This window comes from Clostridia bacterium, from assembly GCA_028698525.1.
Lineage (GTDB): Bacteria > Bacillota > Clostridia > JAQVDB01 > JAQVDB01 > JAQVDB01.
In genome coordinates this window covers 13,978-26,862 of record JAQVDB010000012.1, presented here as the reverse complement: position 1 = coordinate 26,862, position 12,885 = coordinate 13,978, and the positions used below count along the sequence as shown (strand labels likewise).

Annotated in this window: 13 protein-coding genes; 5 read left to right on the top strand and 8 right to left on the bottom strand. The window is 36.8% G+C overall.

Features of this window, described 5'->3' with window-relative positions; genetic code table 11:
- Window positions 1-119: 119 nt before the first annotated feature.
- Genes aroF through aroA form a run of 3 tightly spaced genes read left to right on the top strand, consistent with a single transcriptional unit; the run spans window position 120 to window position 3,534 of the window.
- Complete coding sequence (gene aroF, locus PHP06_02865) at window positions 120-1,139, top strand: 3-deoxy-7-phosphoheptulonate synthase (GenBank protein MDD3839490.1); 1,020 nt, start codon at window positions 120-122, stop codon at window positions 1,137-1,139.
- A complete protein-coding gene (locus PHP06_02860) occupies window positions 1,136-2,236 on the top strand; it encodes a prephenate dehydrogenase (GenBank protein MDD3839489.1) in 1,101 nt (366 codons plus the stop codon). The genes aroF and PHP06_02860 overlap by 4 nt, the downstream gene beginning before the upstream one ends.
- A gap of 17 nt (window positions 2,237-2,253) precedes the next feature.
- Window positions 2,254-3,534 carry a 3-phosphoshikimate 1-carboxyvinyltransferase gene (gene aroA / locus PHP06_02855; GenBank protein ID MDD3839488.1) on the top strand — a complete coding sequence of 427 codons (1,281 nt, stop codon included), beginning with the start codon at window positions 2,254-2,256 and terminating at the stop codon, window positions 3,532-3,534.
- 59 nt (window positions 3,535-3,593) lie between these two features.
- On the opposite strand, the gene PHP06_02850 is transcribed toward aroA, so the two are convergent.
- On the bottom strand, window positions 3,594-4,643 hold the full coding sequence (locus PHP06_02850) for an aldose 1-epimerase family protein (protein MDD3839487.1): 1,050 nt from the start codon (window positions 4,641-4,643) through the stop codon (window positions 3,594-3,596).
- A gap of 263 nt (window positions 4,644-4,906) precedes the next feature.
- Between PHP06_02850 and PHP06_02845 the strand changes: the two genes are divergently transcribed.
- On the top strand, window positions 4,907-6,133 hold the full coding sequence (locus tag PHP06_02845; protein MDD3839486.1) for a M14 family metallopeptidase: 1,227 nt from the start codon (window positions 4,907-4,909) through the stop codon (window positions 6,131-6,133).
- Between the two features lie 14 nt (window positions 6,134-6,147).
- Here the strand turns inward: PHP06_02845 and speB are convergent, their stop codons facing one another.
- The 6 genes from speB to PHP06_02815 form a co-directional block, all read right to left on the bottom strand.
- On the bottom strand, window positions 6,148-6,978 hold the full coding sequence (speB, locus tag PHP06_02840) for an agmatinase (GenBank protein ID MDD3839485.1): 831 nt from the start codon (window positions 6,976-6,978) through the stop codon (window positions 6,148-6,150).
- Window positions 6,979-6,991: 13 nt separating this feature from the next.
- Entirely contained in the window at window positions 6,992-7,849 is an 858-nt protein-coding gene (gene speE, locus PHP06_02835) for a polyamine aminopropyltransferase (protein ID MDD3839484.1), read from the bottom strand.
- A gap of 27 nt (window positions 7,850-7,876) precedes the next feature.
- Window positions 7,877-8,284: an adenosylmethionine decarboxylase gene (speD, locus tag PHP06_02830; protein ID MDD3839483.1), complete on the bottom strand. Its 408-nt coding sequence runs from the start codon at window positions 8,282-8,284 to the stop codon at window positions 7,877-7,879.
- Window positions 8,285-8,342: 58 nt separating this feature from the next.
- Window positions 8,343-8,882 carry an XRE family transcriptional regulator gene (locus tag PHP06_02825; protein ID MDD3839482.1) on the bottom strand — a complete coding sequence of 180 codons (540 nt, stop codon included), beginning with the start codon at window positions 8,880-8,882 and terminating at the stop codon, window positions 8,343-8,345.
- A gap of 151 nt (window positions 8,883-9,033) precedes the next feature.
- Window positions 9,034-10,485 carry an aminotransferase class I/II-fold pyridoxal phosphate-dependent enzyme gene (locus PHP06_02820; GenBank protein ID MDD3839481.1) on the bottom strand — a complete coding sequence of 484 codons (1,452 nt, stop codon included), beginning with the start codon at window positions 10,483-10,485 and terminating at the stop codon, window positions 9,034-9,036.
- A gap of 257 nt (window positions 10,486-10,742) precedes the next feature.
- On the bottom strand, window positions 10,743-11,330 hold the full coding sequence (locus tag PHP06_02815; GenBank protein ID MDD3839480.1) for a DUF2179 domain-containing protein: 588 nt from the start codon (window positions 11,328-11,330) through the stop codon (window positions 10,743-10,745).
- 276 nt (window positions 11,331-11,606) lie between these two features.
- On the opposite strand from PHP06_02815, the gene PHP06_02810 reads away from it, so the two are divergent.
- Window positions 11,607-12,236 carry an endonuclease III domain-containing protein gene (locus PHP06_02810; protein MDD3839479.1) on the top strand — a complete coding sequence of 210 codons (630 nt, stop codon included), beginning with the start codon at window positions 11,607-11,609 and terminating at the stop codon, window positions 12,234-12,236.
- Between the two features lie 63 nt (window positions 12,237-12,299).
- Here the strand turns inward: PHP06_02810 and PHP06_02805 are convergent, their stop codons facing one another.
- Window positions 12,300-12,638, bottom strand: a complete 339-nt coding sequence (locus PHP06_02805) for a hypothetical protein (GenBank protein MDD3839478.1) — start codon at window positions 12,636-12,638, stop codon at window positions 12,300-12,302.
- Between the last annotated feature and the right edge of the window lie 247 nt (window positions 12,639-12,885).

Below are 12,885 nucleotides of genomic sequence, written 5' to 3'. Positions count from 1 at the left end.
AGAAAATATCAAAGCGCCGGGGACTGTCCCTGATGCTTTGAAAAGTTTTTTATCTATAGCAGTACGGTAGTACGGGAATAATAAAATTATATTTTGGTTTGTAGAATGGAGGTTATAGTATGGTAATAGTTATGGAACCGGATGCCACACAAAAACAGGTGGACAATATTTCTGATATGCTGAAAAATCTCGGTCTTGGTGTCCACATCTCTACAGGAATTCACAGGACTATAATCGGTGTGATAGGCGATAAAAGGGTTTTGTCGGATACACCTATAGAGCTCTTGGATGGGGTAGAAAAAGTCGTCCCTATCATAGATTCTTTCAAATTGGTAAGCAAAACTTTCAAACCCGAATCCAGCATCATCAAGGTAGGTAATGTGAAGATAGGTTCTGATAAAGTTGTAATAATTGCTGGGCCCTGTGCCATAGAAAATCATGATCAGCTGCTTTCAATAGCTAAAGATATAAAAGAAAAAGGTGCTCATATTTTAAGGGGAGGGGCATTTAAACCTCGAACATCACCCTACTCGTTTCAAGGGCTAGAAGAACAAGGCTTAAAGTTTTTACATGAGGCTAAAATGGAAACAGGGCTACCTATAGTATCCGAGGTAATCAGTCTGAAAACATTGGAAATAGCTCTGAAATATGTAGACATGATTCAGATAGGCGCAAGAAACATGCAGAATTTCCAACTTCTTAGAGAAATAGGCAAAACAGATAAACCTGTTTTGCTCAAGAGAGGGCTATCAGCCACCATTGAAGAATGGCTGAACGCCGCAGAATATATCATGAGTGAAGGTAACTACAACATAGTGTTATGTGAAAGAGGTATAAGAACATTTGAAACTTATACCCGGAATACCCTTGACTTAAGTTCTGTACCTATCATCAAGCTTAAAAGTCATTTGCCAATAATAGTAGATCCCAGTCATGCTACCGGCAGCTGGAAGCTGGTATCTCCCATGTCCAGGGCGGCTATAGCTGCAGGGGCTGATGGTTTGATGGTGGAAGTACACCCTGATCCCAAACACGCACTTTCAGATGGTCCCCAGTCCATTACCCCTAAAAAATTCGATGAACTTACAGAGCAAATAAAACAAATAGCTTCGATAATGGGACGTGATCTCCAAAAATGAAATACAACAAAATATCCATAGTAGGACTAGGCCTCATTGGAGGCTCTCTCGCAAAAGCAATATCGTCTTCACTGCAAGTTGAAAAAATAGTAGCATTTGACAAAGATCCAGAAAACATAAAACTGGCATTGATAGGAAGAACAATTGATGAAGGATATGTGGATATCAACGATTCTATTAAAGGTTCACAAATTATATTCATATGTACTCCCATTAAAAAGATCTCCGGTATTATATATGAAATTACATCTTTAATAAAACATAAATGTATAATAACTGATGTGGGCAGCACAAAACAATTTGTTTTAAAACAATCAGGGGACGCCATTCGTCCCCCTATAAGTTTTATCGGAGGACACCCTATGGCAGGTACTGAAAAGTCAGGTTATGCCTCTGCCAGCAAACATTTGTTTCAAAATGCCTACTATATATTGACGCCCCTCCCAAATACAGATAGAGCAGATATAGAATTCCTAAAATCTCTTATATCCAGGATAGGGGCTATACCCATAGAAATGGATGCTGAATTACACGACTCTACTGTAGCTGCTGTAAGCCATTTGCCTCATGTTATATCTGCTACCTTGGTAAACCTAGTCAAAAAAAACAGTCAAAATAATATTTATATCAACAAGTTAGCAGCAGGAGGATTTAAAGATATAACCAGAATTTCTTCATCCAATCCAGAAATATGGAAAGATATATGTGACGCAAACTATAATGAAATAAAAAATCTGCTCCATCAATTTATTCAAATGCTCCATAATTTCTCTTTTTTGCTGGATAAAAAAGATTTAAAAGGGATATATGATTATTTCAAGCAGGCCAAAATATTTAGAGATGGATGGGCAGACAAAACAAAAGATGTAATATACAGGACATATGATGTCATTTTAGATATAGAAGATAAACCCGGCATCATAGGTGAGATAACTACAATATTGGGGAATAACAACATCAATATAAAAAATTTAAGCATTTTAAATAGCAGGGAACAGGAGCGTGGCTGTTTAAATATATCCTTTGAAGATTACCAAACAAGGGAATCCGCTTTTAACATCTTAAAAACTCAGGGTTATTCCTGCTATAAAAAATAAACGGGGTGTATTCAGTGATAAAGAAAATAAAACCTTTGGACTCATTTGACAAGAAGATCCAAATACCGGGGGATAAATCAATATCCCACAGGGCTATAATACTATCCTCAATAGCCAAAGGAAACTCTGAAATAAAAAATTTTGTTACCTCTAAAGACTGCATGAATACCATAGAATGCTTAAGACAATCAGGTGTTAGAATAGAACTAGATAAAAATCATATATATGTTGCCGGTAAAGGTATGAAAGGATTAATTCCAGCTAAAACTACACTTTACGTTGGCAATTCAGGTACTACCATACGTCTGCTATCCGGACTGTTATCCGCCCAAAAGTTTGACAGTATCATCGCCGGTGACGAATCTATATCAAAGCGCCCCATGGACAGAATAATCCATCCATTAAGGCTGATGGGAGCAAAAATATGGGGCCAACGAGATAAATATCCTCCCTTAAAAATAAAGGGCAGTAACTTAAAAGGGATAGATTATATTTCTCCGGTAGCAAGTGCCCAAGTCAAATCTTGCATTTTACTTGCCGGGCTTTATGCTAACGGTACTACAGTAATTAGCGAACCCTTTAAGTCTAGAGATCACACCGAGAGAATGCTTGAATACCTAGGAGCAGATATATCGGTTTCGGAAAATTCGGTTATAATTAAGGGAGGTAACCAACTTATCTCAAGGGACATCAACATACCAGGGGATATATCCTCTGCATCCTTTTTTATTGTAGCAGCCCTGACTTCCAAAAACTCTTCCCTCTTAATTGAAAATGTGGGTATAAACCCCACTAGGACAGGAATAATAGATGTACTGCTGAATATGGGTGCAAACATAAGAATATTGAATAAAAGAATATATAACAATGAACCTGTTGGGGATATATTGGTTAAATCTTCCCACCTCAAAGCCGTCACAATACAAAAACAGACAATTCCAAGGGTGATAGATGAAATACCCATACTGGCTGTCGCTGCCTCATGTGCTCAAGGAACTACTGTAATAAAGGATGCACAGGAACTAAAACTAAAGGAATCAGATAGAATAAACACCATATCATCTGAATTGAATAAAATAGGCGCAAAAATACAACCCAAAGATGACGGGATGATAATTCAAGGCTGCAGGGATTTTGTTGCTTCCGCCCAAATAGATACACATAATGACCATAGGATAGCCATGGCGGCATCCATCGCTGGACTAAACTGCAAAGATGGGCTCACCATAAACAATGCAGAATGTGTAGATATATCGTTTCCCGGGTTTTTCCAGTTATTAGAACAGCTGAGGTTATAAATACTTGCAAAAAACAATAGGCAGACTATGAATAGTCTGCCTATTGTTTTCTATATACATCATTCCAAAGTGTCAATCTGTTCCTTCCCCCATAAAACTCCTGCCTCTATACAAAATTCTTTTTTATCCCCTGGTTTTAAAATCTGTAGCCTTCCGCCTTCTCGGGCATTTACTCTCCCCTCTGGAATACAATTGCCGGGCTCTAATCCCACAACATAATCCTGTTGCCCCATCTGTTTCCATTGGGTAAAATAGGGCAATTGTTCAGGTGAATATTGTACATATGCACCTAACTTTAATTTGTCATTAACCAAAGCCGCCTTTACCAAACCTTTATCTTTAGGCATCATATGGAAAAAAACCTGCTCTAAATATCCTGGAGTAGGGGCTTGAAACACATTATATTTATCTATGCCCTTCTCGGCTATATCGGTAGCAGGCTCAACCTTTATAGAAGGAACAATCAGCCTTGAATCCTCACTTACTACAGGATACGAAAAATTCATATGATACAACAACATAAAAGGTGTTTCATTATACCCTTCATTCTCAACTGTATCATGTATGTATAGTTTGCTTTCACCTAGCTTTGCAGTGATCTCTCTTGTTAGCACCAAGTTCTCTCCAAACACCATGGCCTGTCTTACTTTCCCTTTAACCTTTATAAAAAGATCATCCTCATCCCAATATTCTTCCACTGATACATTATTAGCAGGAATATTAGAAATCCTTCCATGCAGTCCCAGCTTTTCTCCATTATCCTCTTGTGGTCCCCCTGCATGGGTCAATCCACAAGTGGTGAGCAAACCTCCAAAAAAATTCCTCAAAAAGCAAATACCATCATTCTCAAAATATTTAGCTGCTCCTATTCCCGCCTTAGACATCCACGATATTGGAATACCGCAGTAATCAACCCAGGCTATATCCATACCTCTTCCAGGCAATACAGTAAAATTAAAACCTGTACCTGTCTTGACATCTACTGCTTCTACACCGTCCGCCTTTCCCTCTTTTAAAATATATCTTTTTGCTCCTGCAATATTGGATATATTCCCCACATAACTCCTAATCTCTTGCTTTGTAAACTCTCTACCATATAATTTCGCCATATCAAACCCTCCAAATATAATAAATTGACCTGCAAATAATGAACTTAAACATAGCATCCCACATACAAAATTTAACTTTAACTTTGTTAAGATATCATATACTCCCGGCATTGCTATGTTTTTAAAGATAATAGCAGACATGTACAGAACATATACATTCCATATTCTACATTTATAATAATTATCCTTCAAATATTTTTTCTCAATGATACTTCACCTTGTAACTATACAAGCATATTGTAATAATATAGTAATATATAGGAGTGATACAATTGGAATATACTGTAAAACCCGGCGATACATTGTATTCTATCGCCCAAAGATTTAATACTACAATCTCTGCTATATTGAACATAAACCCACAGATTACAAATCCTGCACTTATAATGCCTGGACAAAAAATACTGATCCCTGACGGTGCTTCAATGAAATATACAATACAACCTAATGATACATTATATACAATAGCCCAAAGATTTAATATAACATTAAACCAGCTGCTGGCTGCCAACCCTCAAATAACAAACCCTGCCCTTATATATCCAGGACAGGTAATAAACATACCTTCAGCAAATGAAATAGTCAATCCTTTGCAACCTTATACCTATGAAGTCATGTCAAGGGACATAAACCAGCTCAAACAAAGATATACATTTTTGCAAAGCACAAGCATCGGAAACTCGGTACTGGGAAAAAGCATACCTGCAATCCGACTGGGAAGAGGCAACAAACAGGTCCATTATAATGCATCAATTCATTCCCTTGAATGGATAACTACACCGTTGCTCATGAAATTTATTGAAACATACTGCCAGTATTATGTATCAGGCAGACTTTTGATGGGCTATGACATAAGACAGTTGTATGACACCGTAAGCATATGGATAGTACCTATGATCAACCCTGATGGAGTTAACTTAGTGCTAAATGGCCTTACACCAGATAATCCATTCTATAACCAATTGATAAGATGGAACAACGGAAGCACTGATTTTAGCAGGACATGGAATGCAAATATCAGAGGCGTAGATTTAAATCATAATTTCCCTGCAGGATGGGAAATATATAAAGCAAACGAACCCAATATAGGAATATTCGGTCCTGGTCCTACTCGCTATGCAGGCCCTGCTCCTTTGTCAGAACCTGAATCAAAGGCACTATATGATTTTACATTAGCAAACAATTTTCAATTAATTCTTGCATATCACAGCCAGGGACAGGTGATATACTGGAATTATAAAAATCTAGCACCACCTATTTCCAGGGTGATAGTAAATGAATTTTCAAAGGTGAGCGGTTATACCCCTATAGGGACCCTTACTGGTCCTGCCGCTGAATCAGGCTATAAAGACTGGTTCATATTGCATTACCGTAGACCAGGTTTCACGGTGGAGGTGGGCAGAGGGGTAAAGCCAGTACCTGTCTCTCAATTTCCCACGATATGGAGAAACAATATAGGGATACTTTTGTTGGCCGCAGTAGTTGTATAAAAAAGCACATAAAATCATATGTGCTTTTTTATACAAAATATCAATTCTCTTAAAACTTTGCATGCCACTGCGGTGGATACACCTGTCTGGTCATAATGTGGAGCCAGCTCAACTATGTCCGCCCCTACAATATTTAGACTGCTGAGGTTCTTTAGGGCTGTCAACATATCATTGAACATAATCCCACCCGGTTCAGGAGTACCTGTGCCAGGAAAAACTGAAGGATCAAATATATCTAAGTCTATCGATAGGTATACAGGTCCATCGCCTATTTTGGAAGCCACAACATCTATTCCTTCTACAGTATACTTATGCATAAAAGTGTGCTGGCATGCCCAACTGAACTCTTGCCGTTGTCCTGATCTTACACCAAATTGATATATCCTACCATCTCCTACTATATCCCATATCCTTCTGACAACTGTAGCATGTGAAAGTTTCTCCCCGAGATAGTCATCTCTTAAATCAGCATGAGCATCAAAATGTATAAGACAAATATCATCATACTCATCACTTATCGCCTTAAAGGCACCCAGTGAAACTAAATGCTCACCACCTATCATAAGTGGAATCTTACGGTCTTTGACTATTTGAAGGGTACATTGATAAATGTCCCTCAATGCCCTTTCAGCATTCCCGAAGGGCAGCTCCAAATCCCCTGCATCAAACACCTTCACGTCTTCCAGATCCATATCGAAATAAGGGCTGTAAGTTTCTAGCCCATAGGATTCACTCCGCATCACAGATGGGGCAAACCTGCTGCCCGGCCTGAAAGATGCTGTACCATCAAAAGGACTTCCAAAGACTATGATATCCGCATCATCATAACCGCTATCAAAACTCATAAAGGTAACTGGATTATTCTCCAACACTGGTCTCAATCATCTCCCTGACATAATTGGGCAATGCAAAACAAGCAGTATGAATGTCAGTGTTGTAATACTTAGTCTGCAGGTTAAAGCTCTCCCATTCTGCAGCATTAAAATGTTTTACAGGGTTTAAACCTTTAGAGGCAAAACCGAATATCCAGTGCCCAGACGGATATGTGGGAATATGCACCTGATAATTCATCATGAGCGGAAAAATATCGCTTATCTTGCAGGTTGCCCTTATCATCTGCTTTGCATCATCCTGGTAATAAGGACTCTCGTTTTGATTTATCAATATTCCCTCTTGTGACAATGCATTAAAGCAGTCTTTATAAAATTGTCTGGTAAATAAACCCTCCCCGGGTCCTATAGGGTCTGTGGAATCTACTATAATAAGATCATAAATTTCTTTTTTATTCTCTACAAACTTTACGCCATCTTCAAAATATAAGGTCACTCTATCATCATCCAATTCTGATGAAGTAAACTTAAGATACTTTTTACAAGTCTCTACCACCATCCTGTCGATTTCCACCATGTCAATTCTTTCTATAGTTTTATACCTTGTCAGCTCCCTTACAGTACCCCCGTCACCTCCACCTATCACCAAAACGTTTTTTATCTTTGTATTAGTTCCCATAGCTACATGGGTTATCATCTCATGATATATAAATTCATCTTTTTCCGTAAGCATTATAAGTCCATCCAAAGTAAACATCCTTCCAAACTCAAATGTATCAAAAACATCTAGCTGCTGGAACTGGCTCTTATGTGAAAATATATGTTGTTTCACCCTAATAGAAAATTTTGCATCTTTTGTATGTTCTTCAGTATACCATAATTCCATACTGTCCCCTCCTAAGTCTATTCTATATTATGGCTTATATCTGACCTCTTGATATTCACCATTTGACAAATATTTTATCCTATCTACCAGTCCTCTTGAAACTTCACTGGCCTCGTTTTTTTCTGCTTTCAACTTTTTGTTTAAGTAATCAAATGCCACCCAGGGATCAACCTCATCTCCACAGGTGAATAAATCTACTGCAGCATATCCGTACTCAGGCCAAGTATGAATTGTCAGGTGAGATTCCTGTATAATAACCGCGCCGCTTATCCCCCACGGATTAAACATATGAAACACACTCTTTACAATAGTTGCTTTTGCCTGTAATGCGGCCTGGTTCATGTATTGTTCAATCATTTCTCTGTCATTTAAAATTTCCTTGTCACAATTATAAAATTCAACAAGAATATGTCTGCCTAATTGTTCAATTTTCATCTATCATTCCTCCTTCTGCTTTATTCTTTTTGTTATTATGCAATATAGTAATCCTTCATCAAAAAGAAGGTGGGCAAGAAACCCATAATACAGTAGCTTTTCTTTTAAAACCGTTTTCCATATAATGCTCACTATCAGATTTAAAATAAAAGCTTTCACCTTTATTTACTTTATATTTAGAATCTCCAATATACAGATGAATACTTCCAGCTAATACATACCCAAACTCTTCACCCTCGTGTGGACTTTCAACATTACTTTTCCCACCTGACTCCAATGTTATTAAGATAGGTTCCATACAGTTTTTTTGGGCATTGGGTATCAGCCAATCTATAGTGAATTTATTTTTTTCATTTGTGCTTGAGATTATCTCCGACTTAGCAAACACTATCTTTTTGCTGTCCGGCTCATTGAAAAATCTCTTTATATCAGTCCCCAAAGCCTCTAATATATCCATCAATGTGGCTATGGAAGGCGACGTCAAATTTCTCTCTATTTGAGAGATAAATCCTTTAGTAAGATCTGTGCGCATAGCTAGCTCTTCCTGGGTTAGACCGTTTAATTTTCTGAGAGTTTTTATCTTTTTACCTATATTCATTTTAATCTTCAGCCTCACATTTGTTTACTAAAAATAAACTTTTTATTTACATATAATAAATACAATATTTTAGCCTTTTTGTCAATATTTTTTTTAATTTTTATCAAATAAAAAAGGAAAAAGCTATAAAGCCTTTTCCCGATAGATTTTTTCAAATCCCCAACACCTTCACATGCTCCACAAAAGGATCTTCTGCATCCGTCAACATACTGTGTTGGCTCTTTAAAAATTTTATATAATTTATTATCTCTCTGCTTATCCTTTCTCCCGGAGTAACAATAGGAATTCCGGGAGGATACGCCATTATGGATTCACCGCTTATTTCTCCTTCTGCCTCTTCCAGCTTTATAACCCTTTTCCTAGCATAAAATGCATTTCTAGGAGAAACTATTACATCAGGATTCTCTAACACAACGCTGTTATACCTTATATCCTTTCCCTTATACTTACTGCTCATATCTTGCAATGCTTCCACCAGGGAGTTCAATGAGCTGTTATCATCCCCTACACCTACAACTGCTAATATATTAAACACATCACCTAACTCAACCTGGATATTGTAACAGTCTCTTAAAATATCATATGCCATAAGGCCTGTGATGCCTAGCCCGGCCACATTTATCCCTAACTTTGTTTCATCAAAATCATAAACACCAGGTTGTCCGGTCAATTCTTTGCCAAAGGCGTACAGTCCTTCTATTTGATTTATCCTCTCTCTCACCTTTCTGGTGAGTCCTAAAATCTTATCAAATATCTCTCTGCCTTTTATAACCAGCATCTTTCTTGCAACATCTAGACTAGCCATAAGCAGATAGGAGGCACTTGTAGTCTGAGTCAAATTCAATACTGTTTTCACAGTATTTTTGTCCACCAAACCTTCATTTAAAAGAAGAACCGAACTCTGAGTTAATGAACCACCTGTCTTATGCATACTCACCGCTGCCATATCTGCACCAAGTTCCATAGACCCATAGGGAAACTCTGGATGAAAACTGAAATGCGCTCCGTGGGCCTCATCAATCAGCACACACATTCCATGCTTATGGGCCAACTTTATTATCTCTTTTAGATCTGATGTAAACCCATAATATGTGGGATTAATTAAAAAAACTGCCTTAGCATCGGTATTCTGAGCTATTGCCTGCTCTATGCTCTCTAAAGCAACACCCATAGCTATACCCAATCTATCATTCGTTTGAGGCTGTATATATACCGGTATTGCCCCGCTGAGAATCAATCCGTTGATTGCAGATTTGTGGGCATTCCTAGGTATTATTATCTTATCACCTGGCATACATACGCTCATTATCATAGCTTGGACGCCTGATGTACTTCCGTTCACCAGAAAAAACGCATGACCTGCACTATACGCCTCGGCCATCAGCTCCTGGGCTTCTAATATTACACTTATAGGATTGCTCAAATTATCAAGCTGCTTCATTGAATTTACATCTATCTCAAGCATCCTACTACCCAAGTATTCCCTCAATTCAGGAATACCTTTGCCATGCTTGTGCCCGGGCACATCAAATGGTATTATTCCTGATTGATTATACTCTTTTATTGCACTAAACAGTGGAGTTTTATTATGATCTAATAACATATATATCCTCCTTCTCCATAATATTTCCCTATTTAGTATCACTTTTTGCCTTTATATACATCTATAAATTTATCGGTCAAATTGTTGTCAAATGGTACAAATTATTATACAACCGCAAAAGTCGAATATCCAGCATTATTTTTAAAAACACATAAAAATTTTTCAATATATTCAGGATATAAATAAAGCCCTAGTTTAACTTTTCTAAACATCGATGAGCTCACAAAAGTTAAACTAGGACTTTCAGAGTAAAACTTTTACTTCCTATTCCTCATTAACCTAAAATGCCCTTTCCTCCTGTTAGATGCACTAGGGAAAATACCTTCTTTCACCGCTTTTATTTCCTCTATGGAATAAAACAATTTTTCATCTCTCTCACTGATTATATCCAATACTTTTTCTCTATCTTTCCTTTTGAAAATTGAATATAATACAACCATTTGTCCCTTTGCACCCTGCCCCTCCAGTATTGTCACTCCAAATCCTGACTCACTAAACCGTTCTTTGAGTTTTTTAGAAGCTTCTTTTGGCGTAAATATTCTTATCCCATACATTCCCATAGCCAGTTTTTCTTCTATCCTTATCCCTACAAAATTCCCGGCAGCAAATCCCCCTGCATATGCAAAATAACACATAACATTATCCAGATTTTGCATTATCTGCCCCATAGCGATAAGCCATATAAGCACCTCGAAGAAACCCAATATAGGCGAAAGAACCTTATCCCCTCTAGATACAAACATAATTCTTAAAGTCCCTATACTCACATCAAAAATACGAGATATAAAGATGAGTAAAGGCAGTATAACCCAAGTGAAAATATCACTCCCAGAAGTAAATGGCAACTTTTAAAACCTCCTATATCCTTTGATTTATTTTGAATTATATCATAACCACAAACTAGTTTTAATTAAATTTCTCTATACCCCTATTTTATTTTTTTAATCATATTTTATACTGCATATCAAACTCACCCTGCACATAATTTTATAAAAATTCCCGTTTGCTCCACCTGATAATCTAAAATAGCAGCAACCTTGACATTTACATAATTGAGATATATCATGACATAACAGTTATATAAAAGATACGGAAAGCGAAAATAAAATGGAGAGATAAAAATGCAATTTTCATCAAAAATTTTACTAAATATTTATCAATGCTTATACAATAAATATGGATCACAAAAATGGTGGCCAGCTCAGACAAAATTTGAGGTAGTATTAGGCGCAATCCTTACACAGAACACCTCCTGGAGCAATGTAGAAAAGGCATTATACAATCTTAAGCCTTATATGACACCACAAGCCATATACCATATGGATGAAAATAAATTAGCTGAACTTATAAGACCCAGCGGATATTACAATGTAAAGGCAAAAAGAATAAAAAACTTTGTAAATTGGTTCAATAAAAAAGGCTTCTCTTTTTCTACATTGGAAAAACAAAGTGTAGAAACAACAAGAAACCAACTTTTAGATATCAATGGAATAGGGAAAGAAACAGCTGATTCTATACTTTTATATGCCCTTGATAAGCCTGTCTTTGTTATTGATGCATATACCCGAAGACTTTTTAAAAGGCTAGGTTTTTCAGTGCCGAAAAAATATGATGACTTTCAAAAGTTTTTTCATGAAAATCTTGCTAGGGACACAAAGCTTTACAATGAGTATCATGCATTGATAGTAAAACACTCTAAAGAGCACTGTACTAAAAACAAAAACTGTCAGGACTGCGTGCTAAATAAATGATGATTAATAGGAAATTCGCGACAAAAAAGATGGGTATATTGATATATTCCCATCTTTTGATGTTTATTCTGTTTGGAAAAGACATTTCTTATCATCGAACACATTCATCACGTAGATAATATCGCCATTATATTTATTTATATATTTTTCGGCTAACAGCGTATTTTCATGGGCAGGATTCCTAAAAAGAAGCGCCTTATCGGTCACTATCTTGTCTGCCAATGTACTATCATCATAATCATAAATATCCTCTCTAGATGCTGCGCACTGTACTGTAACTGTTTCCTCATTTTCATCATCTTCGATCGCCCAAAAAAAAGCACCTTTATCCTTTATCTGTACCACTCTGGTTACTACATCATAAGGTACCCCGAAATATTTTAGTATAGATTTTTCATCCATCGAGTCTCCTCCTTTTATCACTGACCACAACTATCTTATATGTCGTGCATATATGTATTTAAAGTCCATCCTTTTATAATATATTATATCATATAAAAAACACCTCTTGAATATAACATAAATTTATTTAGCGGCATTATCTAATCCTATATTAAATTAGGGTATATATGATACCCACAAATATCACATATACCCTAACTCATGACTTTTACTTACCGTTATATGCCTTTATATAAATCTCTTTCAG

Excerpts from the sequence above, each read along its gene's own strand:
- aroF (MDD3839490.1), top strand. The coding sequence starts at position 120 with ATGGTAATAGTTATGGAACCGGATGCCACACAAAAACAGGTGGACAAT.
- PHP06_02860 (MDD3839489.1), top strand. The coding sequence starts at position 1,136 with ATGAAATACAACAAAATATCCATAGTAGGACTAGGCCTCATTGGAGGC.
- PHP06_02850 (MDD3839487.1), bottom strand. The coding sequence starts at position 4,643 with ATGGCGAAATTATATGGTAGAGAGTTTACAAAGCAAGAGATTAGGAGT.
- speB (MDD3839485.1), bottom strand. The coding sequence starts at position 6,978 with ATGAGTTTTGATAGCGGTTATGATGATGCGGATATCATAGTCTTTGGA.
- speE (MDD3839484.1), bottom strand. The coding sequence starts at position 7,849 with ATGGAATTATGGTATACTGAAGAACATACAAAAGATGCAAAATTTTCT.
- speD (MDD3839483.1), bottom strand. The coding sequence starts at position 8,284 with ATGAAAATTGAACAATTAGGCAGACATATTCTTGTTGAATTTTATAAT.
- PHP06_02825 (MDD3839482.1), bottom strand. The coding sequence starts at position 8,882 with ATGAATATAGGTAAAAAGATAAAAACTCTCAGAAAATTAAACGGTCTA.
- PHP06_02820 (MDD3839481.1), bottom strand. The coding sequence starts at position 10,485 with ATGTTATTAGATCATAATAAAACTCCACTGTTTAGTGCAATAAAAGAG.
- PHP06_02810 (MDD3839479.1), top strand. The coding sequence starts at position 11,607 with ATGCAATTTTCATCAAAAATTTTACTAAATATTTATCAATGCTTATAC.
- PHP06_02805 (MDD3839478.1), bottom strand. The coding sequence starts at position 12,638 with ATGGATGAAAAATCTATACTAAAATATTTCGGGGTACCTTATGATGTA.